Source organism: Cupriavidus sp. FW305-46, from assembly GCF_058787075.1.
Genome location: NZ_JBYSZI010000002.1, coordinates 175,443 through 200,654 on the forward strand (window position 1 = coordinate 175,443; position 25,212 = coordinate 200,654).

The window sequence follows — 25,212 nt, forward strand, 5'->3', positions numbered from 1 at the left end:
CCTCCTTGCTTGTCATTGCGTCAGCGGCGCGCCGAGGAAATCCCCCAGCGCCGCGTAAAAGCCCGCTTCGTCATCCCACGGGATCATGTGGCCGGCACTGGCAACGTGGCTGACCAGCACCCCCGGCAGCAGCGTGCGGATCTGCGCCACGTCTTCAGCGCGCACCACGTCGCCACGCCCGGCGGTCATCAGCAGCGTCGGCACCTTGACCCGGGGCAGGTCCGCATGGATGTCGTCGCGATGGAAATCCTCGAAGCTGCGCACCACGGCGTCTTCGTTGCAGGTATGCAGCCATTCGGCGCGCAGGCGCAGCTGCTCGTCGGTCCAGGTCGGGCAGAAACGGCGCATGCCCTCCACGTCGGTGCCCTGGCGCGACAGGCGGATGGAGTCCACATACCACGGCAGGTGCGCGGGATATGCGCGGCGCCCGGGCCCCGACACCGGCGGATCCACCAGCACCAGCCTGGCCAGGCCGCCAGGCCGGCCCGCCGCGGCGCGCACGCCGATGCGTGCGCCCATCGAATGGCCAACCACGCTGTAGCGGCGCAGGCCAAGCGCCTCGGCAAAGGCCACTACGTCGCGGGCCTGGGCGTCGAGGCTGTAGTCCAGCCCGGCCTCGGCCGACGACAGGCCACGCCCGCGCACGTCCAGCACATAGGTATCGAAGCTGGCGCCAAAGCGCTCGCCGACGAAGCCCCAGGTGATTGCCGGGCTGGTGATGCCCGGCACGATGATCACGGGATCGCGCGCGGCGCGTGCACCGTCACTTCCGCCATAGCGCAGGTAGTGCTGGCGAATGCCGTTGGCATGGACATGCCCGCCATAAAGGAAAGTGGTCATGGCATGCCCTCAGTAGGCGCCCGACAGCAGCGCGCCGGCGCCCGGCACGACCGGCTCCAGGTCCAGCGCCTTGAGCATAGCGTAGGTGGTGGCGATGGCCGCGGTGATGACCGGCTTGCCCGTCATCGCCTCCACTTTTGCCACTGCCGGCAGCGACGGCATCTGCACGCAGGCCGACAGCACGATGGCATCGACATCCGCCAGCTTCATCTGCGACACGATGCCCGGCAGCCGCGACGGATCGTGGCGGCCGACCTCAAGGTTGTCCGGAATCTCCAGCGCGCGGTAGTCCACCACCTCATAGCCTTCGTTGCGGATGTAGTCCACCACCAGCTCGGTCAGCGGCTTCATGTACGGCGCCACCACGGCGATGCGGCGCGCGCCGATCACGCGCAGCGCATCCACCAGCGCACCGGCGCTGGTGATCACCGGCGCGTCGCCGCCATTCTCGATGGTGTGGGCCTTCAGGCGCTGCTCCGACTTGCGGTGATAGCCGTGGCCCATGGCCATGATGGCGACCAGGCAGGCGTAGCCGAGCACGTCGACGCGGGCGTCGCTGAGCTCCACCGCGCAGCGGTCGGATTCGGCATCCATGGCGGCCAGCTCTTCCTTGACCACCTTCTTCATGCGCATGCGGCTGGAGTGGAAGGTAAAGCGCTCCGGGCGGATCTGCTGGCGCGCCAGCAGCATCGCGGGAATCTCGGTTTCCATGGTCGTGTTCGAGCTGGGAACGATCTGGCCGATGCGAAAGACTTTTTGCATGAGGGTCCTCGGGTTGTACGGTTACAGCTTGAGCAGGCGTTGCGCGTTGCCGTGGCAGACCAGCGCGCGCGTGGTGTCGTCGAGCGGCGCGTCCTCGATGAACTTCGCCGCGACTTCGGTCGATTCGTAGGGGTAGTCGACCGAGAACATCACGGCCTCCGCGCCGAGCTCGGCAATGGCACCGGCCAGCGCACCGTGCGAGCACACCCCCGAAGTGGTGATGACGATATTGGTGCCGATGTATTCCGAAGGCGCGCGCGCCAGCCGGACGCCGTGCGAATAGACCGCAAAGCGGCTGTCGAAGCGCCAGCGCTGGTACGGCAGGCCCTCGCCCATATGGCCGAGGATGAGCTTCAGGCGCGGGAAGCGGTCGAACACGCCGCCGAACAGCAGCCGCAGCGCATGCGATGCGGTCTCTACGCCCCAGCCCCACGCCGCGCCGGTCAGTTCGGGGTGGCCCGCCAGGACCTGCGGCTGAACCAGCGCATCGGTCGGGTGCAGGTACATGGGCACGTCCAGCGCCTGCATGCGTTCCCAGAAAGCATCGTATGCCGGGTCGTCGTAGTAGCGCCCGTGGGTATGGCCGTTCACCAGCGAGCCCTTGAAGCCAAGCTCGCGCACGGCGCGTTCCAGCTCGCGCGCGGCCTGTTCCGGGTCGTGCATGGGCAGCGCGGCAAAGCCGGCAAAGCGCGTCGGGTGGCGTGCGATCTGCGCGGCCAGGAAGTCATTGCTCTCGCGCGCCCGCGCCAGGGCAAGGCCGGTGTCGGACTCGCCCTGCACGCCCGGGCCAGTCTGCGACAGCACCGTGATGTCGATGCCGGCACGGTCCATCTCGGCGAGGCGGTCCTCGTCGAAATCGGCGAGGCGGCGGTCCAGCTCGGCAAACACCGCCGGATCGATATGCTGCGTGAACGCCTTGGAATAGGCCTGGAATCCCGGCGTCATGAAATGCTCTTCGAGGGCGATCTTCTTCACTTTGGTCATGCTGGTGGGGGCTCCTGATTGGTGAAATCGCTTCGCTGCGGGCGCGTCCTGCATGGCATGCGGCGTGCGCCGATGCAATTGCTCAGTACACTGATTAGTTTCGGATTCTAGTCAGCGAATTTCCAAAAGTCTAGAAGCGGCGCGGAGGGTTAACACCTATAACGATGGCCATAGGCCCTCAGTACACTGAGCCCAGATGCTCAGTATGCTGATGATATTAAAAGACCATTTAAGCAGGCGATTTCGGGCATTCCGGCACATTGTGGACTGGCCCACATTTTGCTCAGCATACTGCGTTTCTCATCAGCATACTGACTGATGCACCGGAAGGATGCGGCGCTGCACTGCGCGAGGGGCCGACAGGCCCTGGCCAGCGGCGCCGGCACCGCCGGGACGAGCAGACATATAGAGACAACAGCTAGACCAAAGGACCCCCGCCATGACGATCAGCCTGACTCGCAGCGAGACACGCGCCCCCGCCTCCGGCATGACAGCCGAGGAGCGCAAGGTCATCCTTGCCTCTTCCTTCGGCGCCCTGATGGAGTGGTACGACTTCTACATCTACGCCGCACTGGCGGTGTACTTCGGCGCACTGTTCTTCCCCAAGGGCAATGAGACTGCCGCCTTCCTGGCCAGCCTGGCCACCTTCGGCGCAGGCTTCCTGATACGGCCGGTGGGCGCGCTGCTGTTCGGCCGCCTGGGCGACCTGATCGGGCGCAAGTACACCTTCCTGGTCACCATCCTGCTGATGGGTGTTGCCACCGTCGGCGTCGGCGTGCTGCCCACGTATGAGCAGATCGGCATCACCGCCACGGTGCTGCTGGTGTTGCTGCGGCTGCTGCAAGGCCTGGCGCTGGGCGGCGAGGTCGGCGGCGCGGTCACCTACGTGGCCGAGCACTCCCCCGTGCACAAGCGCGGGCTGTACACCAGTTCGCTGCAGACCACGGCAACGCTGGGCCTGCTGTCCTCGTTGCTGGTCGTCTACCTGCTCAAGACCTTCCTGACCGAGGCCGAGTTCCGTGACTGGGGCTGGCGCATTCCCTTCATCGTGTCGCTGGTGATGCTGGTGATCTCGGTCTACATCCGCGGCAAGCTGCATGAATCGCCGGTCTTTGCCCGGATGAAGGCTGCCAACACCACCTCCAGGGCGCCGATCCGCGAAAGCTTCACCAACTGGAAGAACCTCAGGTCGGTGCTGCTGCTGTTCGTGGTGGCGGCGGGCCTGGGCGCCATCTTCGGCACCGGCCACTTCTACTCGATGTTCTTCCTCAACAAGACGCTGCATGTGCCGCTCGAAACGGTCCACATGCTGATCGGGATCGCGCTGGTGGTGGCCACGCCCTGCTACCTGCTGTTCGGCTGGCTGTCCGACCGCATCGGCCGCAAGTACATCATGATGGCCGCCTGCCTGCTGGCGGCGGTGTGCATCCAGCCGGTGTTCAAGGGCCTGACCCACTATGCCAATCCGGCGCTCGAACAGTTCCAGCAGCAAGGCGCCGTGCGGGTGACGGCCGGCGACTGCAAGGCGCGCCTGTTCGGCGAGCCGGTGTCCGCCTGCGACAAGATCCGCGGCTACCTGACCGACCTGGGCGTGGGCTACACCTTCGTGCCGGCCAGCAATCCGGCGCAGGCGGAAGTACGCATCGCGGATCGCACGCTGCAGGGCTTTGACCGCGACGCCATCAAGAGCGCGCTGGTGGCGGCCGGCTGGCCCGAGCGCGCGGACCCCGCGAAGATCAACACGCCGATGGTATTCGTGCTGCTGCTGGTCCCGATCCTGTTCCTGGCGATGGTGTACGGGCCGATGGCGGCCTTCATGGTGGAACTGTTCCCGGCCCGGGTGCGCTACACCTCGCTGTCGCTGCCCTTCCACCTCGGCGCGGGCTGGGTCGGCGGCATGCTGTCCTTCGTGGTCACGGCCATGAACGTGGCCAGCGGCGACGTCTACTTCGGCCTGTGGTACCCGGTGATCATCGCCGGCCTGGCCTTCGTCATTGGCATGCTGTTCGTGCCGGAGACGCGCGGCCGCGACCTGGCTACCTGAGCGGCACTACGGGTGAAGCTGAAGGGCGGATCTCTCCGCCCTTTCTTCCGGTCAACTATTCAGCATACTGAGTTTATCCGCGCTACCCGCGGCGCAGCGATGGCGCCGCGGTCTGCCGACGCAGCCATCGCAACCATTCCAATCTTTCGCGTAGACAACCTGGAGCCCCTGATGTCCACCTCTCGCATCCTCCGCACCCTCGCTGCGTCCTCCGCCCTGCTGGGCCTGGCCGCCGCCACGCCCGCACTGGCCGACGCCAATGGCGTGAAGATCGGCGTCATCACCGACATGTCCGGCTCCTACGCCGACCTCTCCGGCAAGGGCTCCGTGCTTGCCGCGCAGATGGCGGTGGAAGAGTTCGGCGGCAAGGCCCTCGGCAAACCCGTGACGGTGCTTTCCGCCGATCACCAGAACAAGGCCGATATCGCCTCGTCGCTGGCGCGCCGCTGGTTCGATACCGATGGCGTCGACATGGTGATCGACTTCCCCAACTCGTCGACCGCGCTGGCGGTGCAGGAGGTGGCGCGGCAGAAGCAGAAGATCGACATCGTCTCGACCGGCGGCGCCATGGCACTGACCAACCAGAACTGCTCGCCCACCGGCTTCCACTGGGCCTGGGACACGTATTCGGTGTCTTACCCGCTGGTGCGGCGCATGATCGAACAGGGCCGCAACAGCTGGTACTACATCACCGTGGACTACGCCTTCGGCCAGTCGCTGGAGGCGGATTTCCGCAAGGCCGTGGACGCCGGCGGCGGCAAGAACGTGGGTGCCACCCGGCATCCGCTCAACGCCAGCGATTTCAGCAGCCCGGTGGTGGCCGCCTCGGCTTCCAAGGCGAAGGTGGTGGTGCTGGCCAATGCCGGCAACGACATGATCAACGGGGTCAAGGCAGCCGGCGAGTTCGGCCTGATCAAGGCAGGCCAGACGGTGATCACGCCCTCCACCTTCATCACCGATATCAAGAGCCTGGGCCTGAACGCCGCGCAGGGGCTGACCTATGTCGACCCGTTCAAGCTCGACCTGGATGGCAAGTCGAAGGACTTCGTCGAGCGCTACTACAAGCGCCACAAGGCCTATCCCACGCATGGCCAGATCGGCGTCTATTCAGGCGTGTTGCATTACCTGAAGGGGGTGGAAGCCGCCAAGACCGTGGAAGGCCCGGCCGTGGCGGAGAAGATGCGCGCGCTGCCCGTCAACGATGCCTTCGTGCGCAACGGCAAGGTGCGTGTCGACGGCCGCATGGTGCATGACATGTACCTGGCCCAGGCCAAGACCCCGGCCGAGTCCAAGGGCCCGTGGGACCTGGTCAGGTACATCGGCACGATCCCCGGCGACGAAGCCTTCCGGCCGCTGTCCGCCAGCGAATGCCCCCTGGTGAAGAAGTGAGCGCGCCATGCCTGACACTGATGTAATCCTGCAGACGCAGAGACTGACCAAGGCCTTCAAGGGCTTTACCGCAGTCAGCGATGTCAGCCTGTCCGTGCGGCGGGGCTCGATCCATGCGCTGATCGGCCCCAACGGCGCCGGCAAGACCACCTGCTTCAATCTGCTGACGAAGTTCCATGCGCCCTCGTCCGGCTCGATCCACTTCAACGGCACCGACATCACCGCGCTGCGGCCGGCCCAGATCGCCCGCATGGGGGTGATCCGCTCGTTCCAGATCTCGGCGGTGTTTCCGCAACTGACGGTGCTGGAGAACGTGCGCATCGCGCTGCAGCGCCGGCTCGGGACCTCCTGGCATTTCTGGCGCGGCAGGCGCTCCCTGTCGCGGCTGGACGGCCGCGCCATGGAACTGCTGGATGCGGTCGGCCTGGCCGGCTTCGCGCACCTGGGCACGGCGGAGCTGGCCTACGGGCGCAAGCGCGCGCTGGAACTCGCCACCACGCTCGCGACCGACCCGGAGCTGATGCTGCTGGACGAACCGACGCAAGGCATGGGGCATGAAGACGTGGAGACCGTCACCGCCCTGATCAAGCGCGTTTCGGCGGGGCGGACAGTGCTGATGGTGGAGCACAACATGAGCGTGGTGTCGTCCATCGTGGACCGCATCACGGTGCTGCAGCGCGGCGCGGTGCTGGCAGAAGGGACCTATGACGAGATCTCACGCAATCCGCAGGTAAGGGAAGCCTATATGGGAACCACCGACGAACCCGAAGACCGCCCCGCAGCCGCGGCGGCGCTGAACGCGGAGGCATCATGACCAGGACGGCCTCCCCTGCCCTCGAACTCCGCGGCCTGCACGCCTGGTACGGCGAGTCGCACATCCTTCACGGCGTGGACCTGACCGTCAACCCGGGCGAGGTGGTGACGCTGCTCGGCCGCAACGGCGCCGGACGCACCACCACGCTGCGGGCCATCATGGGCCTGGTCGGCATGCGCAAGGGTTCGGTGCGCGTGCACGGCCAGGAAACCATCGACATGAAGACGCACCGCATCGCGCCGCTGGGCCTGGGCTACTGCCCGGAAGAGCGCGCCATCTTCGCCAGCCTGTCCTGCGAGGAGAACCTGCTGCTGCCGCCGCAATTCGCCTGCACCCCGGGCGCGGTCGGACTGCGCGAGCCCATGACGCTGGGCGAGATCTACGAGATGTTCCCCAACCTGCACGAGCGGCGCAAGAGCCAGGGCACGCGCATGTCGGGCGGCGAGCAGCAGATGCTGGCGGTGGCCCGCATCCTGCGCACTGGCGCCAGCGTGCTGCTGCTCGACGAGATCTCGGAAGGCCTGGCGCCCGTGATCGTGCAAAAGCTGGCGAAGATGATCGCCATGCTGCGCAGCCGCGGCTACACCATCGTCATGGTGGAGCAGAACTTCCGTTTTGCCGCGCCGCTGGCGGACCGCTTCTTCGTGATGGAGCACGGCCGCATCGTCGAGGCGTTCGGCGCCGATGAGCTCGAACGAAAGATGCCCACGCTCAGCGCCTTGCTGGGCGTTTAAGGAGACTTTTCATGGAATTGTTTGGAGTGCCCCTGCCCGCGCTGCTGAGCCAGTTGCTGCTGGGACTGGTCAACGGCTCGTTCTACGCGATCCTGAGCCTGGGGCTGGCCGTGATCTTCGGCCTGCTCAACGTGATCAACTTTGCGCACGGCGCGCTGTTCATGCTTGGCGCGGTGCTGGCCTGGATGGGCCTGAACTACCTCGGGCTCAACTACTGGCTGATGCTGGTGCTGGCACCGGTGCTGGCCGGGACCCTCGGCGTGGTGCTTGAGCGCACCATGCTGCGCCACCTCTACCGCTTCGACCACCTGTACGGGCTGCTGCTGACGCTGGGCATCTGCCTGCTGATCGAAGGCGCGCTGCGCTCGGTCTACGGCGTCTCAGGCCTGCCCTACCCCACGCCGGAAGCCTTGTCTGGCGTGAGCCAGCTGGGCTTCATGGTGCTGCCCAACTACCGTGCATGGGTGGTGCTGGCGTCGCTGGCGGTGTGCTTTGCCACCTGGTTCATGATCGAGAAGACGCGGCTGGGCGCCTATCTGCGCGCCGGCACCGAGAATCCGCGCATGGTCGAGGCCTTCGGCGTCAATGTGCCGCTGCTGGTGACGCTGACCTACGCGTTCGGCGTGGGCCTGGCCGCGCTGGCGGGCGTGCTGGCCGCGCCGGTGATGCAGGTCTCGCCGCTGATGGGCCAGAACCTGATCATCACGGTCTTCGCCGTGGTGGTGATCGGCGGCATGGGTTCGATCCTTGGCTCGATCTTCACCGGACTTGGCCTGGGTGTCTTCGAGGGCATCACCAAGGTCTACTACCCCGAAGCCTCCGCGACGGTGGTCTTCGTCGCCATGGTGTGCGTGCTGCTGGTGCGCCCCGCCGGGCTCTTTGGAAAGGAAAAATGATGGCAAGCGGAAAGCGTGCAACCTTCGCCTACGGACTGCTGCTGGCGGTCCTGCTGCTTGCGCCCTGGCTGGGCGCCTACCCGGTGCTGGTGATGAAGCTGCTGTGCTTCGCGCTCTTTGCCTGCGCCTTCAACCTGCTGCTGGGCTACACCGGCCTGGTGTCGTTCGGCCACGCGGCCTTCTTCGGCGGCGCCGCCTATGCCTGCGGCTATGCGATGAAGTTCCTGCAGCTGACGCCGGAGCTGGGCCTGCTCGCAGGCACCGCCTTCGGTGCCCTGCTCGGCCTGGTGTTTGGTGCACTGGCAATACGCAGGCAGGGCATCTACTTCGCCATGATCACGCTGGCGCTGGCGCAGATGTTCTATTTCTTCTGCCTGCAGACGCCCGCGACCGGTGGCGAAGACGGCCTCCAGGCGGTGCCGCGGGGCGACCTGTTCGGCGTGCTGCCGCTGGCGTCGGACCACACCATGTACTACGTCGTGCTGCTGATCACCGCAGCGGCCTTTCTCGGCATCATGCGCATCGTCAACTCGCCGTTCGGGCAGATCCTGCGCGCGATCAAGGAGAACGAGCCGCGTGCCATCTCGCTGGGCTATGACGCGGACCGCTTCAAGCTGCTGGCGTTCGTGCTGTCGTCGGCGCTGGCCGGGCTGGCGGGCGCGCTCAAGACCCTGGTGCTGGGCTTTGCCACGCTCACCGACGTGCACTGGATGATGTCGGGCACGGTCATCCTGATGACCCTGGTCGGCGGCATGGGCACGTTGTCGGGCCCGCTGGTCGGCGCCCTGGTGATCGTGGCGCTGGAAAACAAGCTGGGCGACGCCGGCAATGCGCTCGCGGCCATGACCGGCATCAGCTGGTTCGAAACGCTGGGCGAATCGGTCAGCATGGTGACGGGGCTGATCTTCGTGGTGTGCGTGCTGACGTTCCGCCGCGGCATCATGGGCGAGATCCTGGCGCGCTGGCAGGCCCGCCCGTCGCTGCAGGCCGGCGCGCCCGCGGTGGGGTCAGCACGATCCGGCGCGGCCAACCCGGTCCAGGGTTAACCAGAATACTGCGAGCAACAAACATCAGTACACTGATCTTATATATTCAGCATACTGACAAATTAAATTCACGGAGATCGCCATGGCATGGATTGAAATCGACGCCGCCCACGGCCTGCAGAACGACGAGGTAATGCCGCTCACGCTGGGGGACCGCCAGCTCGCCGTCTATCGCAGCGACGACCAGTACTTCGTCACCGACAACGTCTGCACGCACCAGTACGCGCTGCTGTCCGACGGCTACCTGGAAGACGGCTGCATCGAGTGCCCGCTGCACCAGGCCCGCTTCGACATCCGCTCCGGCAAGGCGATGTGCGCGCCTGCCACCAGCGACATCCGCACCTACCCGGTCAAGTTCGAAGACAGCCGGGTGTGGGTCGAGCTTTGAAGGAGCCGAGCATGCCACAAGACACGCCCATCCTGATTGTCGGCGCCGGCCAGGCAGGCGCGATGGCCGCTGCCGAACTGCGCAGGCTCGGCCATCGTGGCCGCATCGTCATGGCCGGCGGCGAGCGCCATGCACCGTACGAACGCCCGCCGCTGTCCAAGTCCGTGCTCGCCGATGCCGCGCAGGACGGCAAGATCGGCGTGCACCCCGCCGGCTTCTATGCCGGGCAGGAGATCGAGCTGCGGCTTGGCACCACGGTCACCGCGCTGGACCCCGCGCACAGCGTGGCGCACTGCGCCGACGGCGAGGCCATTCGCTACGCCGCCTGCCTGCTCGCCACAGGCGGCAATGCGCGCGTCCTGCCTACGCTTCCCCCGGGCACGCCCCACGTGCACTACCTGCGCACGCTCGACGACGCCGCCCGCCTGCGCGATGCCATGCAGCGCGCGCGTGAGGTGATCGTGATCGGCGGCGGCTTCCTTGGCCTGGAGACGGCCTCGACCGCGGCCGGACTCGGCCTCCGGCTCACGCTGATCGAAAGCGCCGACCGGCTGCTCGGCCGCGCGCTGCCGCCTGAGCTTGGCAGCTGGCTGGCGCAGCGCGTGCTTGCGCAAGGCGTCGAGCTGCGGCTCGGCTGCGGCATCGCGGCCCTGGTGCCGCGGGCCGATGGCGTGCTGGTCAGGCTTGCGGACGGCGCGGCGTTGCAGGCGCCGCTGGTGGTGGTCGCGATCGGGCTGACGCCCGAGGTTGCGCTCGGCGCCGCCGCCGGCCTGGCGCTGGACCCAGCCAACGGCGGCATCCAGGTCGACCAGCAGGGCCGCACCAGCGCGGCCGGCATCTATGCCGCGGGCGACTGCTGCAGTCAGTACCAGCCTCGGTTCGGCGCCCACATGCGGCTGGAATCCTGGCAAAGCGCCAACGAGCAGGCGCGCATCGCCGCCGCGGCCATGCTGGGCGTGCAGGCCGAACCCGCGGCGATGCCGTGGTTCTGGACCGACCAGTTCGGCTGCAACGTGCAGATGCTCGGCGCGGCCACTCCCGATACCCGCTATGCCTGGCGCGGCATCGCCGCCAGCGACGCGCCCTGCCCCAGGTTCATGCTGCTCGGCACCCGGCACGGCCGGCTCAGCCACGCCATCGCCATCAATGCCGGCGGCGACCTGCGGCCGCTGCGCGCGCTCTTCGGCCATGCCGTCGAAGACCTGCTGCCACGGTTGTGCGATGACGCCTTGCCGCTGCGACAGCTGGTGCGCGAGCTCCCGACGGCAGCGGCCAGCCCCACTACACTCTGAAAGGACTCCCACATGTACCAGACACAAGCGGTGATCCAGCACACGCTGGGCAAGAAAGACGCCGGCCTGGCCGACTGCCGTTGGCCCGAAGACAGCCTGCACTACATCCCGGACTGGGTCTACACCAGCAAGGAAGTGCATGACCTCGAGCTGCAGAAGATCTTTCGCGGACGCTCCTGGAACTACGTCGCGCTCGAAGCGGAAATCCCCAACGCCGGCGACTACAAGCGCTCCTATGTCGGCGCGACGCCGGTGGTGGTGTCGCGCGCCGAAGACGGCTCGGTCAACGTCTTCGAAAATCGCTGCGCGCACCGCGGCGCCGAATTCTGCCGCCACAGCCAGGGCAATGCGAAGGAATTCGTCTGCCCCTATCACCAGTGGTCCTACGACCTCAAGGGCAACCTGCAGGGCGTTCCGTTCAAGCGCGGCGTCAATCGCGCGGGCGGCATGCCCAGGGACTTCCGCAACGAGGACCACGGCCTGGTCAAGCTGAACGTGGCCACGCGCAACGGCGTGGTCTTCGCCTCGTACGCGGCGGACATGGAAGGCCTGGAAGACTACCTGACGCCGGAGATCCTCAAGGACTTCGACATCGTCTTCAACGGCAAGCCGCTCAAGGTGCTCGGGTACTACAAGAACGAACTCCCGTGCAACTGGAAGATGTACCACGAGAACCTCAAGGACCCGTACCACGCCACGTTGCTGCACTCCTTCCTGGTGGTGTTCGGACTGCTGGTGGCGGGCAATGAAAGCGCCATGATCGCCGATCCTGTGCACGGGCGGCACGGCACCATGGCGTCGGCGAAAAAGGAGGACAAGTACGCGGCGGTCAGCGACGAGAACAAGAAGGAGATGCGCTCATACCATGAAGGCATGCGCCTGGAGGACGAACGCTTCCTGGAGTATGTGAAAGAGTTCGATTCGCCGTGGTCGGTGACGATGCAGACGATCTGGCCGAACCTGATCGTGCAGCGCGAAATGAACACCCTCGGCGTGCGCCAGATCGTGCCCAACGGGCCGGACAGCATGCTGATGCTGTGGACCATGTTCGGCTACGAGGACGATACCGAGGAGATGACGCAACACCGCCTGCGCCAGGGCAACCTGATGGGCCCCGCAGGCTTCCTGGGTCTGGAGGACAACGAGGCGATGAAGTTCGTGCAGGAAGGCGTGCGCCGCTCCAGCAGCGACCTCAATGTGCTCAAGCTGGATCCGGACCAGGTCGGCACCTCCAACTCCCTGATCTCCGAATCCGCCATCCGTGCGATGTACCAGTACTACCGCGGCGTGATGGGATTCTGAACGGCGGCTAACGGGATTCCCCAGAACATGAAACCGATGAACTATTCCCTCTATCGCGAGAGCGTCCTCGGCACCGCGCGCGCCATTGAACTGCGGCTGGAGATCGAGGCCTTCCACGCGGAATACTGCGCGGTGCTCGACGCCGGCCTGGTCGAGCAATGGCCCCGCTTCTTCACCGAGGACGCGCTCTACCGGATCACCGCGCGCGAGAATGCCGAGCGCAACCTGCCGGTGGGGCTGGTCTACGCCGAAGGGGTGGGCATGATGCGCGACCGCGCCGCTGCGATTGCCAATACCCAGATGTTCGCGCCGCGCTACAACCTGCACCTGGTGACCAACACGCGTGTCAGCGACGAAACCGCGGTCGGCGATATCGTGGCACAGGCCAACTACATGCTGCTGCAGACGCTGGTGGAGGGCCCCACCACGATCCACCTGGCGGGGACCTACTACGACCGCTTCCGCCGCCAGGGTGGCAGGCTGCTGCTGCGCGAGCGGCAGGTTGTCTACGACACCACCATCATCGCCAACGACCTGGTCTACCCGGTCTAGCGCGTGGGCGCGGCGGGCCTTGCGCCCGCCGTCGGGCCTACATGCTGCGCAGCACGGTGCGGCTGTACTGGTTGTTGGCTTCCACCAGCGTCGCCAGCAGGTCCATGAACACTTCGCGCTGGGCGGGCTTCAGCGGCGCCAGCATGCGCTCCTGCGCACGCGCCATGTCGCCACGCAGCGCCGTGACCACGCTCTTGCCTTCCCGCGTCAGGTGGACATGGCGGGTGCGCCGGTCGGCGGGGTTGTCGCGGCGCTCTACCAGCCCGCGCTCCTCGAGCCGGCGCACGACGTCGGCGGTCGTGGTCCGGTCCAGGCCGACCTCCTGCCCGAGCGAAGTCTGGTCCAATCCCGGCAGCACCGACAGCACCGTCAGGATGGCATATTGCACGGGCGTGATATTGGGCGACTTGCACTCCTCGAAGAACATCGCGACGTGGATCTGGTGCAAGCGCCGCACCAGGAACCCCGGGCGGGCCCAGAGCAACTCCTTTGCCGGATCGGCTTCCGGCACGGCATCCGCCACCTCATGACTGCCGCTCGTTGCGTTGCGTTTCGCTCTCGCAGACATCGCTCTCACCATTTTGTATGCACACTGACAGTATATATGAGGCAGGCGAGAGCGAGCCGCCTTGCGGCGCAAGGTTCAGCGTGCGCCGGCGGCGCTCAGAATCTGCTCGATCTGCGTATAGCCGCGCTGGCGCGCATGCTGCAGCGGCGAGACGCCGTCGCCGTCGGCCAGGTTCACGTCGGCGCCCGCCTTGACCAGCAGGCGCACGATCTCGGTATGGGCCTGCCCGCCGTTGCCAAGGATGATGGCCTCCAGCAAGGCGGTCCACTTGAGCTTGTTGACATGATTCACCGCCACGCCGGCCGCGATCAGCGTGCGCACGGTCTCGACATGGCCGCGCTCGGCGGCGGGAATCAGCGCGGTGCCGCCGTAGCGGTTGGTGCTGCGCAGGTCCGCGCCGTGGGCCAGCGTCAGGCGCAGGATCTCGTTGTAGCCGCGCGCGCCGGCGTACAGGTAGGGGCTGTCGTGGATGGCATCTTTCGCGTTCACGTCGGCGCCGGCATCGATCAGGACCCTGGCCGCCTGCACGCGGTTGTGGTGCGTGGCCAGCAGCAGCGCCGTGCGTCCCTGCGCATCGCGGTCATCGATGCTGGCGCCCTGGCCTAGCAGTGCGGTGACCTGCGCGGCGTTGCCGCTGGCCGCGGCCTCGCGCAGCTGTTGTTCGGGCGGGCCGCCGGCGGCGGCTGGGATGGATGTCAGCATGGCAATGACCAGGGCAAGGCAGATGGACAGGCGCGCCGCCAGCATGTTCTTTCCTCCGTGCGGATGCGTCGGGTGTGAGTGGTATGGGGGTATCGATGCGGTCTGGCGCATTCTGTCATGCGGGCCACGCCACGCGAAGTTAAGGATTCGAATGCGCGCCAGTGCCATCGCCAATAACCGGCGCGGCTCGCGCGCGGCCCAAATACGCCCTATAACAGCCCACGCCACCATGCCGGCGCACGCTGGCCTATAGTCCCGAGGCCCGAACCATCGTCCGCCTGCACGGGCCAGGCCTCAACGGAGACAACGCGTGTCCACGACAGAAGCCTATCTGCTTGATTCCATCCGCCTCGCCATGGGGAACGTGCGCGAACGCAATACCTGGCCCTTTGGCGCCGTGGTCGTCAGGGACGGCGAGGTGCTGGCCCGCGCGGTGAACGAGGTAGACGCCACCTGCGACCCGAGCGCACACGCCGAAATGCAGGCCGTGCGCGCCGCCAGCCGGGCGCTGGGCAAGCCGGACCTGAGCGGCTGCACGGTGTACGCCAGCGGCTACCCCTGCTCGATGTGCCTGTCGGCAATGTACCTGGCCGGCGTGAAGGCGGTCTACTACGCCTACTCCAATGAAGACGGCGAACCCTATGACCTGTCCGCGGAGCGCGGCTATATCGAGCTGGCCCGGCCGCTGGAGCAACGGGAGATGACGCTGGCCTACGTGCCGGCGCGTGACGAGGGCATCGACCTGTACGAGGCGTGGCGCGAGCAGCAGGGCCGATAGACGCCGCGATGCGGCGCAAGCTGTGCAAGGGCGGTAGGCTGCCGCCCAATTCCACAGTATCGGCATGGCCATCACATTGTCATCGTGACAGGCTGATAATGAACGACGGATGACGATGACGGCGGTGCGACGCCCGGTCACATGTAACCGTCGAGCGGTTGCACGGAACCGCGTGCTGCCGGCCTCGTCAAACCAGTTAGTCGCCGGAGACAGGATGCCGCGCCGCAGCATTTCACCGCGGCGCAGCACGCATGGGCGGCATGTGCCGCATCGTCTCCAGGGCTTCTTGACAATCTTCCCGCGCCTGGCGCTGCTGCGCCGCGCAGACTCCCAGCAAACGCCCCCCTCTAGCCAAGGAGACGAACGTGCTGAGCCCGCATGAACTTGCCACGCTGCTATTGCTGAGCGACGGCCCCGATTCCCTCGATTCCAGCGATTCCCGCCAGATCGACCCCATCGACCTGAAGGCACTGGTCGAAAAGCAACTCGTACAACTTGAGATCCTGCACGGCCGCCGGCAGGAGCCGCGCATCACCAGCCACGGCTACTCGATGCTCAAGGCGATGGGACGCTGACGTCCCGGCGCCAGCGCGGCAGCACCACGCGCCGCAAGGCGCACGCGGATCACCTCGGAGCCCACCATGACAGTGCGCCCGGCAATTGGCGCCGATAGCGCGGCAGCCACCGACGCGGCGCGCCGCCGCTTCCTGCATGAGTTGGGCGGCCTGCTTGCCGCTGCCGGCATTGCGCCCGGGGCGGCAGCAGCCACTCCTGCCGCCTGCCTGCTGACGCCCGCCGCCACCGAAGGCCCCTTCTACCTTGACGATGCCCTGGTGCGCACCGACATCCGCGACGACCGGCCCGGCCAGCCCTTGCGGCTGCGCATCCGGGTGGTGGATGCCGGGCGCGGCTGCGGGCCGGTGCCGGGTGCGCTGGTCAGCATCTGGCACTGCGATGCCGACGGCAACTACAGCGGCGAGGGCCGCGGCAACCGCCAGGCGCGTTTCCTGCGTGGCGTCCAGCCTACCAGCCAGGACGGCGTGGCCACGTTCACGTCGATCTATCCCGGCTGGTACGCGCCACGCGCCATCCATATCCACTTCAAGGTGCTGCTGGGGCGGTCGGAAGCCCTGACCAGCCAGCTGTACTTCAGCGATACCCTGAACCGCGAGGTGCTGGGCAGCCACCCGGCCTACCGCGCGCGCGGCGTGCCGTCTCGCGCCACCACGCAGGACCCGATCGCGGGGTCGCACCCGAACCAGATGCGCGTGCGCCAGGCTGCCGATACAGCGGGGCTGCTGGAGGCCGAGTTCACGGTCGGCATCGCCCGCACCTGAGCGCCCAGCCCCAGGTCCGCGGCATCGGCCGGCCCCGCCAAAGTGCGCGGGCCCCCACCGCGCGGGTAATCCCTAGATTGTGGTTCCCTGTCCCTTTCCTACCATGAAGGGAATCACGGGCCACCTGCACGCCCGCCCCTGCCGCGCGGCCACTGGCCCGGCATGCTCCAGATTTCCCGACTTTTCCGATGTTCGCGTCAGTGGCGAGTTGTCTCGGCCCCCATGGCCGGCGCTCGCGGGTAATCCAACACATAGCAAATGGAGGCGGTCATGGCATCCAGGACAAGGAAAGCAGGCGCAGCAAAACCTGAAGCGGAAACCAAGCCAGGCGTTTCCCGGCGCGGCTTCCTTGGGGGGGCCGCCGGTGCGGCCGCGGGCGCCGCGGCAATGGGCTTCCCGGCCATCGTCAAGGCGCAAGGCCCGGTCACGATGCGCTGGCAGAGCACCTGGCCCACCAAGGACATCTTCCATGAGTTCGCCGGCGACTTCGTCACCAAGGTAAACAATATGTCGGGCGGCGACCTGAAGATCGAGCTGCTGCCCGCGGGCGCGGTGGTCAAGGCCTTCGACCTGATCGACGCGGTCAGCAAGGGCACGCTGGACGGCGGCCATGGCGTGATCGCGTACTGGTATGGCAAGAACTCGGCGCTGGCGCTGTGGGGCTCGGGCCCGGCCTGGGGCATGGACCCGAACATGCTGCTGGCCTGGCACAAGTACGGCGGCGGCAAGGAGCTGCAGCAGGAGATCTACCGCAGCCTGAACCTGGACGTGGTGTCGTTCCTGTATGGCCCGATGCCGACCCAGCCGCTGGGCTGGTTCAAGAAGCCCATCACCAAGCCGGAAGACTTCAAGGGGCTGAAGTTCCGCACGGTCGGGCTGTCGATCGACATCTTCACCGGCCTGGGCGCCGCGGTGAATGCGCTGCCGGGCGCGGAGATCGTGCCGGCGCTGGACCGCGGGCTGCTCGATGCAGCCGAGTTCAACAACGCCAGCTCCGACCGCGCGCTGGGCTTCCAGGACGTGTCCAAGGTCTGCATGCTGCGCAGCTTCCACCAGCCCTCGGAGCAGTTCGAGATCCTGTTCAACCGCAAACGCTATGACGCGCTGCCGGCCAAGCTCAAGGCGCTGATCGCCAACGCGGTGGAGGCGGCGTCCGCGGATATGTCGATCAAGGCGATCGACCGCTATTCCAAGGACTACCAGGCGCTGCAGAAGCAAGGCGTGAAGTTCTACGCGACCCCCAACTCGGTGCTGCAGGCGCAGTTGAAGGTATGGGATGAGATCGTGGCGCGCAAGGAAAAAGAAAACCCGATGTTCAAGAAGGTCAACGATTCGATGAAGGCCTTCGCCGAGCGCGCCACGCGCTGGCAGAACGACACTAACGTCGATTTCCGGCTGGCAACGAGCCACTACTTCTCCAAACGCACCTGAGCCGCGCCACTCCGGGGGCCAAACCGTGCAACGCCTGCTGCTTGGCATCGACCGCATCAGCACCTTCGTCGGCCAGGCCGGCGCGTGGCTGATCATCGGGCTCACGCTGATGATCAGCTACGAGGTGTTCTCGCGCTATGTCCTAGGCACGCCGCACGCCTGGGTGTTCGACGCCAGCAATATGCTGTACGGAACGCTGTTCATGCTGGCCGGCGCCTATACCCTGGCCAAGCGCGGCCACGTGCGCGGCGACATCCTCTACGGCTTCCTGTCGCCGCGGATGCAGGCGTCAATCGACCTGGTGCTCTACCTGGCCTTCTTCTTCCCCGGGGTGATTGCGCTGGCCTGGGCCGGCATCGATTTCTTCGAGGTCTCGCTGGCACAGGACGAACACTCTTCCATCGCCGCCGACGGCCCGCCGATCTATCCGTTCAAGGCAGTGATTCCCGTGGCCGGCGCGCTGCTTTTGCTGCAAGGCGTGGCCGAGACCATCCGCTGCATCCTGTGCCTGGCGAACGGCAGCTGGCCGCTGCGCGAAGGCGATGTCGAGGAAGTCGATGTCGAGCAGCTCAAGGAGATGGTGCAAGGCACCCCTACCGCTGAGCTGGCCGAGTCACCGCCGCCGCGCGACGACCAGCCTGGAGCCGGCCGATGAGGAAGGAACTGTGGTTCGGCGTTTCCCTGATGGTGCTGATCGTCGGCGCCGTGGCGTGGTTCATGCCCGCGCCGGCGGACTGGACCAACGGGCATCTCGGCCTGCTGATGCTGGCGCTGATCGTGGTGGCGATCATGCTGGGCTTCCCCACCGCGTTCACGCTGATGGGCATGGGCGTGCTGTTCTCCTGGCTGGCCTACCGCCACGCCGACCCCTCGATCGCGGTGCAGCAGACGCTGGACCTGATGGTGCAGCGGGCCTATGCGGTCATGACCAACGACGTGCTGATCTCGATCCCGTTGTTCGTGTTCATGGGCTACCTGGTCGAGCGCTCCAACCTGATCGAAAAGCTCTTCCGCAGCCTGCACCTTGCGCTGGCATGGATTCCCGGCTCGCTCGCGGTGGCCACGCTGGTGACCTGCGCGATCTTCGCGACCGCCACCGGCATCGTCGGCGCCGTGGTTACGCTGATGGGCCTGCTCGCCTTCCCCGCCATGCTGCGCGCGGGTTACAACACCTCGCTGTCGGCCGGCGCGGTCACCGCGGGCGGTTGCCTGGGCATCCTGATCCCGCCGTCGGTGCTGCTGATCGTCTACGGCGCCACCGCGGGCGTGTCGGTGGTGCAGCTCTATGCGGGCGCGTTCTTCCCGGGCCTGATGCTGACCGGGCTCTATATCCTCTACATCCTGATCCTGGCCAAGCTCAAGCCCGCGCTCGCGCCGCCGCTGCCGGAAGCCGAGCGGGTGGTGCCGCTGCCGCCGGTGGCGCGCACGCTGGAAGCCGGCGGCGCCACCCATGCCTTGCCTGCGCTCGGTGCCGGCCTGATGCGCGCGCTCAAGGGCCCGCGCAATGCCGACCTGCCGACGGCAGTGTTCGCGCGCCAGCTGGGCATCGTGCTGCTGCCGGCGATCGCCGTGGTGTTGGTGATGGGAACGATATACAGCGCGGTCACCGCGCCCGCCGCCAGCGTCGCGGTGGAGGCACCGCTGTCGATGGGAGGCGCCGAGGAAAGCAGCGCATCACTCGACGACCTGCAGGCGCCGCCAGTGGAAGCTGCGCCCGCAGCGCCGGCCGCTCCCGCCGCAACCACTCCTGCACCCACGACCGCAGCGCAAGCCGGGGCGCAGCCAGCGCCAGTGCCGGCGGCAGCTGCGGTATCTGCGCCCCGCTGGTTCTGGATCACGCTGGCGGCCGTGGCGGCGGTGCTGGTGTACTTCTACTGGCGCTTCAGCTTGGCGCGGCTGGAAATCTTCAAGATGCTGCTGTCGTCGTTCTTCCCGCTGGCGCTGCTGATCCTAGCGGTGCTGGGCTCGATCGTGTTCGGGCTGGCCACGCCGACCGAAGCCGCGGCGGTGGGCTCGCTCGGCGGCGCGCTGCTGGCGGCAGCGTACCGGCAGCTGAACTTCCGCGTGGTCAAGGAATCGGTGCTGCTGACGGCCAAGACCAGCGCCATGGTGTGCTGGCTGTTCGTGGGCTCGTCGATCTTCTCTGCGGCGTTCGCGCTGCTGGGCGGACAGGCGCTGGTCGAGCAATGGGTGCTGTCGCTGAACCTGTCGCCGGTGCAGTTCATGATCCTGGCGCAGCTGATCATCTTCCTGCTCGGCTGGCCGCTGGAATGGACCGAGATCATCATCATCTTCATGCCGATCTTTATCCCGCTGCTGGACAACTTCGGCATCGACCCGCTGTTCTTCGGGCTGCTGGTGGCGCTGAACCTGCAGACCGCCTTCCTGTCGCCGCCGGTGGCCATGGCCGCGTTCTACCTGAAGGGCGTGGCGCCGCCGCATGTCACGCTGAACCAGATCTTCCTGGGCATGCTGCCGTTCATGGGCATCCAGCTGATTGCGCTGGTGCTGCTCTACGTCTTCCCCGGCATCGGCCTCTGGCTGCCCACGGTGCTGTACCGCTGAACGCTGCGGCACCCGTTTGCCCCCGTTTCCTATACTGGTTGGCAATGCCAACCGATACCGCCCTCGCCAGCCTTCCCGTCGACACCGCATTCCGCACCGACATTCCGGGGCGGCTGGACCGCCTGCCATGGTCGCGCTGGCACTGGCGCGTGGCGATTGCGCTGGGCGTTGCCTGGGTCCTCGATGGCCTGGAAGTCACGCTGGTGGGCTCGGTCGGCGCCGTGCTGGAGCGCCCCGATACGCTGGGCCTGACCGCGACGCAGGTGGGCTGGTCGGGCTCGCTCTATATCGCCGGCGCGGTGCTGGGGGCGCTGGTGTTCGGGCGCATGGCCGACCGGCTCGGGCGCAAGCGGCTGTTCCTGGCCACGCTCGCGGTCTACATGGTGGCGACGCTGGCCACCGCGTTCTCACCCGGCTTTGCCTTCTTTGCGGCCTGCCGCTTCTTCACCGGCCTTGGCATCGGCGGCGAATACGCGGCCATCAATTCCGCCATCGACGAACTGATCCCGGCGCGCGTGCGCGGGCGCGTCAACCTGGCCATCAACGGCAGCTTCTGGCTGGGCGCGGCACTCGGCGCCGGGTTGAGCCTGGTGCTGCTCGATGCGCGCGTGTTCGGCCCGGTCTGGGGCTGGCGCGTCTGCTTCGCGCTGGGCGCTGTACTGGCCGTGGCCATCGTGCTGGTGCGCAAGCATGTGCCGGAAAGCCCGCGCTGGCTTGCCACCCACGGCCGGCTGGAAGAGGCCGAGCGCGTGATCGCCGCGATCGAGGCCGAGGTGCGCGCCCGCCACGGCCCGCTGCCGCCGGTGGCACCCGATTGCGTCGCGGTGGCGATGCGCCGGCGCGCCGCGCCGGGCGTGGGCGAAGTCATGCGCCTGCTGTTGCGGCGCTTCCGCCGCCGCAGCATGATCACGCTGGCGCTGATGGTGGCGCAGGCCTTTTTCTACAACGCGATCTTCTTCACTTATGCGCTGGTGCTGACACGCTTCTATGCCGTGCCGGAAGCGCGCGTGGCAATGTATATCTTCCCCTTTGCGCTGGGCAACGCCCTGGGGCCGCTGCTGCTTGGCCCGCTGTTCGACCACATCGGGCGCCGGCGCATGATTGCCGCCACCTATGTACTGTCCGGCATCGGGCTGGCACTGACCGGCTGGGCCTTCGTTGAAGGCTGGCTCGATGCGCGCGGCCAGGCGCTGTGCTGGTCGGCGGTATTCTTCCTGGCCTCGGCCGCGGCCAGCTCCGCCTACCTGACCGCCAGCGAAGTCTTCCCGCTGGAAATGCGCGCGCTGGCGATCTCGGTGTTCTATGCCGTGGGCACCGGCACCGGCGGCTTTATCGCGCCAGTGCTGCTGGGCGCGTTGATTGAAAGCGGCAGCCGCGAAGCCGTGGCGGCAGGCTACGGCTTCGGCGCGGTGCTGGTGATCGTCGCCGGGCTGCTGGCGTTGCGCTTCGGCATCGACGCCGAACGCCGGCCGCTGGAGCACATCGCGCCGCCACTCGCCGCCGACGATTAGCCGCGTGACCGCAGCGCGCGCCAACTGCCATCGCTGCCGGATTCAATTTCTTCACCTGCGTCAAAGCCCCGTCAATTTGTGCTCCATTCGTCGTTCGTCGCATGCCATGTTACTGCCGTGTTAAGCAGTGCTACAGCCTCCCCTTACACATTTTTACAGCAAGGGACGGGGCAACTGACTAGCCTTTAACTCACACACGGCGGCCTGAGTGCATGAATCTTTGCGTCAGCGGGCTGCCACTTCTTGGCCATTGACTGGCCATTGTTCAACTCTGCCCGGATGAAGCCGGGCAAATCCACGGGCCGCTTGTCGGCCCGATTGCAAGGCGCACCGATACGGCCTGGCCACATCGAGCGCGCTGCAGACAACAAGCTGAATTGGGGACATGCAAGCCGGGCACCGCGCGACAGTCCTAGCGCGACGGTACCCGCTTGCCTGGAATTTCGCTCATCCGGCATGCACCTGTGCATGCCGGCGGGGACGCTTTTTGACTTTGCTTGCCGGAGAACACCACCATGGCCGACCAGCGCAATAATCCGCCACCCAGACAACACCCGCTGACCCCGGCTCCGCTGCGCCAGCCCCACGGCGACGGCCTGGTGCAACGCCCGCAGCCCGTTACCGTGCCGCTCTGGCACATCGTGCCGCGCATGGCGGGCTACGGCGTGGTGCTGTTCATCATCTGGGCCGTGCTGACAATCATGTTTCCAAATGTGTTTACGCGCTCGTCGGAGCGGGCCGTGGTGAACAGCCCGGTCAGCCTGGTGACTTCTCCCGTGGAAGGCATCGTGATGAAGCAGATGGTGGCCGCGGGCCAGCCGTTCTCGGCCAACCAGGCGCTGATGGTCGTGCAGAACCCGAACATCGACCGTTCGCTGCTGGTCGACCTGACCGGCAAGAAGCTCGACAACCAGCAGCGCCATGACTCCGCCCGCGCTCGGCTGGAAAGCAACCGCCGGCTGATGGCCGCCACCGAGCAGGACCTGCAGCGCTACAACAGCGCTGCGCAACGCGAGCACGGGGCGCGCGTGCGCGCCCTGGAGGCGCGCCTGGCATCGGCCAGGGCGCAGGAAGACCAGCAGCAGGAAGTGGTCAACCGCAACCAGAGCATGCAGTGGGCCGGGGCCGTCAGCGAGGCCTACACCAATGCCTCGCGCTACCAGCTGTCGATGCTCACCAATGCCAAGGCGGCGGCCAAGGCCGAGCTCGATAACGCAGTCAGCGTGAGCGAGGCCGCGCGCAACAAGGTCTATGCCTCATCCACCGATGGCCCCAGCGCCACGCTGGCCCAGCGGCGCCAGGTGCTGGGCGCGGAATCGGCACAGCTGACGGCAGAGCTGGAACAACTGGAGGCCTATGGCAAGTCGGTCGACGAGATGATCGCCACGGAACAGGAACGTCTCGACCGGCTCTCGAACCTGGAGATCCGCTCGGCCGAACCCGGCACCATCGAAGACCTGATCGCGCAGCCCGGCATGCGCGTGGCCGCCGGCGCCACCCTGGCGCGCGCCAGCAACTGCGCGCAGACGCGCGTGGTGGCGGTGTTCCCGCGCAGCCTCAGCGACAACCTGCTGCCCGGTGCACGGCTGAACGTGAATGTCGACGGCGTGCCCACGGCGTTGCCGGCATCGGTGGCAGAGGTGCTGCCGCGCGCGCCGGACGGCGACCAGGCGCGTTACTTCGTGCCCTTCCCGCCGATCGAGAAGAACGAGATTTATGTGATCGCCAAGCTCGACCGCCCGCTGGACAACGTGCCGGGCAAGGCGGCTGCCTCAGCGACAGCAACACGGGCAGCGGCAGGGCCAAGCCAGTCGGGCCATTGCGGCATGGGCCGCTGGGCGCGCGTGACGCTGAACCAGAGCTGGCTGGGCCAGCTGCGGGCATCGCTGATATAACCGCCGACGCAGGCAAAGGAGACCCGGATGCGACTGCCGATCCCGACGACACGCCTGCCCCGCCTGGTTGCCGGCGCGCTGCTGCCCGCCGTGCTCGTGCTGGCGCCAGGCGCGGCGCGCGCTGCCGAGCCTGCCCAGCAGACGCTGCTGGCCGACGGCTGCAAGACACTGGCCGAGCGCGTCAGCCGTGAAAGCGGCAACGGCCCCGTCTTCCTCGCCAGCTATGAACCCGCGCCGGGCGGCGAGCCGCTGGCCCCGGCGCTGCGCAATGCCGCCTTCGTCTACGACAACGCGCTGGCCGGCATCGCGCTGGTGGCGTGCAAGCGTCCCGCCGAAGCGCGCCGCATTGCCGACGCCGTGCTGCAGGCAACCCGCCAGGACCGTCACTTCCGCGATGCGCGCCTGCGCAACGCCTATCGCGCCGGCCCGCTGCCGGCCGGCCCGGTGCCCCTGCCAGGCTGGTGGGACGAGCCCAGCAAGCGCTGGTTTGAAGATGCCTACCAGGCCGGCACCGCCACCGGCAACGTCGCCTGGGCCGCGCTGCTGCTGCTGGCCGTGCATGACGCCACGCGCGATGCGCGCTACCTCGATGGCGCCGCCGCGCTGATGGGCTGGGTGCATGCCATCGTGCCCGACTCGGGCGCGCCCGCCGGCTATATCGGCGGCTTCTTCGGCCATGAGCCGAAACAGACCCGCCAGGGCTGGAAGTCGACCGAGCACAACGTCGATACCTATGCCGCCTTCAGCTGGCTCGCGAGCCAGCGCAACGATGCGCGCTGGCGCGATGGCGCGGCGCGCTCGCGCGGCTTTGTCAGCGCCATGTGGCAGGCGCGCGAGGGCCGCTTCATCATCGGCACGCGCGACGATGGGCGCGCGCCAAACGCCGGCCCGTCCGCGCTGGACGCAGTGCTGTGGCCGCTGATCGCGATCCCGGACCCGCCGCAGGACTGGCGCCGCAACCTGGCGTGGGTGGAGGCCAAGCATCGCGCCGGCGCAGGCTACGGCTTCAAGGGCGGCCCCGACGGCATCTGGACCGAAGGCACCGGGCAGGCCGCGCTGGTGCTGCAGGCCGCCGGGCAGGCGCAACAGGCGCAGCCGCTGTGGCAGCTGCTGCTGTCGCAGCGGGCGCCGTCCGGGATGCTCTACGCCACGCCCGAGGCGCGCATCAGCACCGGGCTGTCGATCGGGCCCACCTCGACCACGGAAGACTTCCACTACTTCCACCTGCCCCACCTGGGCGCCACCGCATGGGCCGTGCTGGCCGCGGCGCGCTGGAACCCCTTCCGTCCGGGCGGATGCCTGGAACCGTCCTGCCCGCCGCCGGCCATTGCGGCCGCGGCACCTGCAACCGCCCCTGTCAACACCGCCGCCAAGGAGTGACG

At 67.2% G+C, this 25,212-nt stretch carries 24 protein-coding genes; 19 read left to right on the forward strand and 5 right to left on the reverse strand.

The window, feature by feature from the left end:
- Nucleotides 1-12: 12 nt before the first annotated feature.
- Genes AC3WON_RS01800 through AC3WON_RS01810 form a run of 3 tightly spaced genes read right to left on the reverse strand, consistent with a single transcriptional unit; the run spans nt 13 to nt 2,586 of the window.
- On the reverse strand, nt 13-840 hold the full coding sequence (locus AC3WON_RS01800) for an alpha/beta fold hydrolase (protein ID WP_492319105.1): 828 nt from the start codon (nt 838-840) through the stop codon (nt 13-15).
- A 9-nt stretch (nt 841-849) separates the two neighbouring features.
- On the reverse strand, nt 850-1,602 hold the full coding sequence (locus tag AC3WON_RS01805) for a maleate cis-trans isomerase family protein (RefSeq protein ID WP_492319104.1): 753 nt from the start codon (nt 1,600-1,602) through the stop codon (nt 850-852).
- A gap of 21 nt (nt 1,603-1,623) precedes the next feature.
- Entirely contained in the window at nt 1,624-2,586 is a 963-nt protein-coding gene (locus AC3WON_RS01810) for an amidohydrolase family protein (RefSeq protein ID WP_492350985.1), read from the reverse strand.
- A gap of 439 nt (nt 2,587-3,025) precedes the next feature.
- Between AC3WON_RS01810 and AC3WON_RS01815 the strand changes: the two genes are divergently transcribed.
- The 10 genes from AC3WON_RS01815 to AC3WON_RS01860 all read left to right on the forward strand — a co-directional run bounded on the left by AC3WON_RS01815 (nt 3,026) and on the right by AC3WON_RS01860 (nt 13,043).
- Nucleotides 3,026-4,630 (forward strand): MFS transporter, encoded by a 1,605-nt coding sequence (locus AC3WON_RS01815; RefSeq protein WP_492350986.1) that lies wholly within the window; start codon nt 3,026-3,028, stop codon nt 4,628-4,630.
- Between the two features lie 171 nt (nt 4,631-4,801).
- The gene (locus AC3WON_RS01820; protein ID WP_492350987.1) at nt 4,802-6,019 is read left to right on the forward strand and encodes an ABC transporter substrate-binding protein; all 1,218 of its coding nucleotides are present in this window, start codon (nt 4,802-4,804) and stop codon (nt 6,017-6,019) included.
- A gap of 7 nt (nt 6,020-6,026) precedes the next feature.
- A complete protein-coding gene (locus AC3WON_RS01825; protein ID WP_492350988.1) occupies nt 6,027-6,833 on the forward strand; it encodes an ABC transporter ATP-binding protein in 807 nt (268 codons plus the stop codon).
- Nucleotides 6,830-7,567: an ABC transporter ATP-binding protein gene (locus AC3WON_RS01830; RefSeq protein ID WP_492350989.1), complete on the forward strand. Its 738-nt coding sequence runs from the start codon at nt 6,830-6,832 to the stop codon at nt 7,565-7,567. Before AC3WON_RS01825 ends, AC3WON_RS01830 begins: the two co-directional genes overlap by 4 nt.
- Before the next feature lie 11 nt (nt 7,568-7,578).
- Nucleotides 7,579-8,463, forward strand: coding sequence for a branched-chain amino acid ABC transporter permease (locus tag AC3WON_RS01835; protein WP_492319098.1), 885 nt, complete (start codon nt 7,579-7,581; stop codon nt 8,461-8,463).
- Complete coding sequence (locus AC3WON_RS01840) at nt 8,463-9,509, forward strand: branched-chain amino acid ABC transporter permease (protein ID WP_492351005.1); 1,047 nt, start codon at nt 8,463-8,465, stop codon at nt 9,507-9,509. Before AC3WON_RS01835 ends, AC3WON_RS01840 begins: the two co-directional genes overlap by 1 nt.
- Nucleotides 9,510-9,591: 82 nt before the next feature.
- The gene (locus tag AC3WON_RS01845; protein ID WP_013952434.1) at nt 9,592-9,897 is read left to right on the forward strand and encodes a non-heme iron oxygenase ferredoxin subunit; all 306 of its coding nucleotides are present in this window, start codon (nt 9,592-9,594) and stop codon (nt 9,895-9,897) included.
- A gap of 11 nt (nt 9,898-9,908) precedes the next feature.
- Nucleotides 9,909-11,189 carry an NAD(P)/FAD-dependent oxidoreductase gene (locus AC3WON_RS01850; RefSeq protein ID WP_492319097.1) on the forward strand — a complete coding sequence of 427 codons (1,281 nt, stop codon included), beginning with the start codon at nt 9,909-9,911 and terminating at the stop codon, nt 11,187-11,189.
- A 12-nt stretch (nt 11,190-11,201) separates the two neighbouring features.
- Nucleotides 11,202-12,491, forward strand: coding sequence for an aromatic ring-hydroxylating dioxygenase subunit alpha (locus tag AC3WON_RS01855; RefSeq protein ID WP_492350990.1), 1,290 nt, complete (start codon nt 11,202-11,204; stop codon nt 12,489-12,491).
- Between the two features lie 36 nt (nt 12,492-12,527).
- Complete coding sequence (locus AC3WON_RS01860) at nt 12,528-13,043, forward strand: aromatic-ring-hydroxylating dioxygenase subunit beta (protein WP_492350991.1); 516 nt, start codon at nt 12,528-12,530, stop codon at nt 13,041-13,043.
- A gap of 37 nt (nt 13,044-13,080) precedes the next feature.
- Here AC3WON_RS01860 and AC3WON_RS01865 read toward each other — a convergent pair whose 3' ends face one another.
- Both AC3WON_RS01865 and AC3WON_RS01870 read right to left on the reverse strand, forming a co-directional pair.
- Nucleotides 13,081-13,611 (reverse strand): MarR family winged helix-turn-helix transcriptional regulator, encoded by a 531-nt coding sequence (locus AC3WON_RS01865; RefSeq protein ID WP_492350992.1) that lies wholly within the window; start codon nt 13,609-13,611, stop codon nt 13,081-13,083.
- Nucleotides 13,612-13,686: 75 nt separating this feature from the next.
- Complete coding sequence (locus AC3WON_RS01870) at nt 13,687-14,358, reverse strand: ankyrin repeat domain-containing protein (protein WP_492319094.1); 672 nt, start codon at nt 14,356-14,358, stop codon at nt 13,687-13,689.
- A 265-nt stretch (nt 14,359-14,623) separates the two neighbouring features.
- On the opposite strand from AC3WON_RS01870, the gene AC3WON_RS01875 reads away from it, so the two are divergent.
- From AC3WON_RS01875 to AC3WON_RS01915, 9 genes are all read left to right on the forward strand, one after another.
- Nucleotides 14,624-15,091 carry a nucleoside deaminase gene (locus AC3WON_RS01875; protein ID WP_492319093.1) on the forward strand — a complete coding sequence of 156 codons (468 nt, stop codon included), beginning with the start codon at nt 14,624-14,626 and terminating at the stop codon, nt 15,089-15,091.
- A gap of 365 nt (nt 15,092-15,456) precedes the next feature.
- Complete coding sequence (locus tag AC3WON_RS01880) at nt 15,457-15,666, forward strand: hypothetical protein (RefSeq protein WP_035819482.1); 210 nt, start codon at nt 15,457-15,459, stop codon at nt 15,664-15,666.
- Nucleotides 15,667-15,732: 66 nt separating this feature from the next.
- Nucleotides 15,733-16,428 (forward strand): intradiol ring-cleavage dioxygenase, encoded by a 696-nt coding sequence (locus AC3WON_RS01885; protein WP_492319092.1) that lies wholly within the window; start codon nt 15,733-15,735, stop codon nt 16,426-16,428.
- A gap of 387 nt (nt 16,429-16,815) precedes the next feature.
- Entirely contained in the window at nt 16,816-17,859 is a 1,044-nt protein-coding gene (locus AC3WON_RS01890) for a TRAP transporter substrate-binding protein (RefSeq protein WP_200872559.1), read from the forward strand.
- A 25-nt stretch (nt 17,860-17,884) separates the two neighbouring features.
- Entirely contained in the window at nt 17,885-18,514 is a 630-nt protein-coding gene (locus tag AC3WON_RS01895; RefSeq protein WP_492319091.1) for a TRAP transporter small permease subunit, read from the forward strand.
- Entirely contained in the window at nt 18,511-20,424 is a 1,914-nt protein-coding gene (locus AC3WON_RS01900; RefSeq protein WP_492350993.1) for a TRAP transporter large permease, read from the forward strand. The genes AC3WON_RS01895 and AC3WON_RS01900 overlap by 4 nt, the downstream gene beginning before the upstream one ends.
- 44 nt (nt 20,425-20,468) lie before the next feature.
- On the forward strand, nt 20,469-21,935 hold the full coding sequence (locus AC3WON_RS01905) for an MFS transporter (RefSeq protein ID WP_492319089.1): 1,467 nt from the start codon (nt 20,469-20,471) through the stop codon (nt 21,933-21,935).
- 515 nt (nt 21,936-22,450) lie between these two features.
- Nucleotides 22,451-23,830, forward strand: a complete 1,380-nt coding sequence (locus AC3WON_RS01910) for an HlyD family secretion protein (RefSeq protein ID WP_492319088.1) — start codon at nt 22,451-22,453, stop codon at nt 23,828-23,830.
- Nucleotides 23,831-23,857: 27 nt separating this feature from the next.
- Complete coding sequence (locus tag AC3WON_RS01915; RefSeq protein ID WP_492350994.1) at nt 23,858-25,210, forward strand: hypothetical protein; 1,353 nt, start codon at nt 23,858-23,860, stop codon at nt 25,208-25,210.
- Nucleotides 25,211-25,212: the final 2 nt, after the last annotated feature.

Excerpts from the sequence above, each read along its gene's own strand:
- AC3WON_RS01800 (WP_492319105.1), bottom strand. The coding sequence starts at position 840 with ATGACCACTTTCCTTTATGGCGGGCATGTCCATGCCAACGGCATTCGC.
- AC3WON_RS01805 (WP_492319104.1), bottom strand. The coding sequence starts at position 1,602 with ATGCAAAAAGTCTTTCGCATCGGCCAGATCGTTCCCAGCTCGAACACG.
- AC3WON_RS01810 (WP_492350985.1), bottom strand. The coding sequence starts at position 2,586 with ATGACCAAAGTGAAGAAGATCGCCCTCGAAGAGCATTTCATGACGCCG.
- AC3WON_RS01815 (WP_492350986.1), top strand. The coding sequence starts at position 3,026 with ATGACGATCAGCCTGACTCGCAGCGAGACACGCGCCCCCGCCTCCGGC.
- AC3WON_RS01820 (WP_492350987.1), top strand. The coding sequence starts at position 4,802 with ATGTCCACCTCTCGCATCCTCCGCACCCTCGCTGCGTCCTCCGCCCTG.
- AC3WON_RS01825 (WP_492350988.1), top strand. The coding sequence starts at position 6,027 with ATGCCTGACACTGATGTAATCCTGCAGACGCAGAGACTGACCAAGGCC.
- AC3WON_RS01830 (WP_492350989.1), top strand. The coding sequence starts at position 6,830 with ATGACCAGGACGGCCTCCCCTGCCCTCGAACTCCGCGGCCTGCACGCC.
- AC3WON_RS01835 (WP_492319098.1), top strand. The coding sequence starts at position 7,579 with ATGGAATTGTTTGGAGTGCCCCTGCCCGCGCTGCTGAGCCAGTTGCTG.
- AC3WON_RS01840 (WP_492351005.1), top strand. The coding sequence starts at position 8,463 with ATGGCAAGCGGAAAGCGTGCAACCTTCGCCTACGGACTGCTGCTGGCG.
- AC3WON_RS01845 (WP_013952434.1), top strand. The coding sequence starts at position 9,592 with ATGGCATGGATTGAAATCGACGCCGCCCACGGCCTGCAGAACGACGAG.
- AC3WON_RS01850 (WP_492319097.1), top strand. The coding sequence starts at position 9,909 with ATGCCACAAGACACGCCCATCCTGATTGTCGGCGCCGGCCAGGCAGGC.
- AC3WON_RS01855 (WP_492350990.1), top strand. The coding sequence starts at position 11,202 with ATGTACCAGACACAAGCGGTGATCCAGCACACGCTGGGCAAGAAAGAC.
- AC3WON_RS01860 (WP_492350991.1), top strand. The coding sequence starts at position 12,528 with ATGAACTATTCCCTCTATCGCGAGAGCGTCCTCGGCACCGCGCGCGCC.
- AC3WON_RS01865 (WP_492350992.1), bottom strand. The coding sequence starts at position 13,611 with ATGTCTGCGAGAGCGAAACGCAACGCAACGAGCGGCAGTCATGAGGTG.
- AC3WON_RS01870 (WP_492319094.1), bottom strand. The coding sequence starts at position 14,358 with ATGCTGGCGGCGCGCCTGTCCATCTGCCTTGCCCTGGTCATTGCCATG.
- AC3WON_RS01885 (WP_492319092.1), top strand. The coding sequence starts at position 15,733 with ATGACAGTGCGCCCGGCAATTGGCGCCGATAGCGCGGCAGCCACCGAC.
- AC3WON_RS01890 (WP_200872559.1), top strand. The coding sequence starts at position 16,816 with ATGGGCTTCCCGGCCATCGTCAAGGCGCAAGGCCCGGTCACGATGCGC.
- AC3WON_RS01900 (WP_492350993.1), top strand. The coding sequence starts at position 18,511 with ATGAGGAAGGAACTGTGGTTCGGCGTTTCCCTGATGGTGCTGATCGTC.
- AC3WON_RS01905 (WP_492319089.1), top strand. The coding sequence starts at position 20,469 with ATGCCAACCGATACCGCCCTCGCCAGCCTTCCCGTCGACACCGCATTC.
- AC3WON_RS01910 (WP_492319088.1), top strand. The coding sequence starts at position 22,451 with ATGGCCGACCAGCGCAATAATCCGCCACCCAGACAACACCCGCTGACC.
- AC3WON_RS01915 (WP_492350994.1), top strand. The coding sequence starts at position 23,858 with ATGCGACTGCCGATCCCGACGACACGCCTGCCCCGCCTGGTTGCCGGC.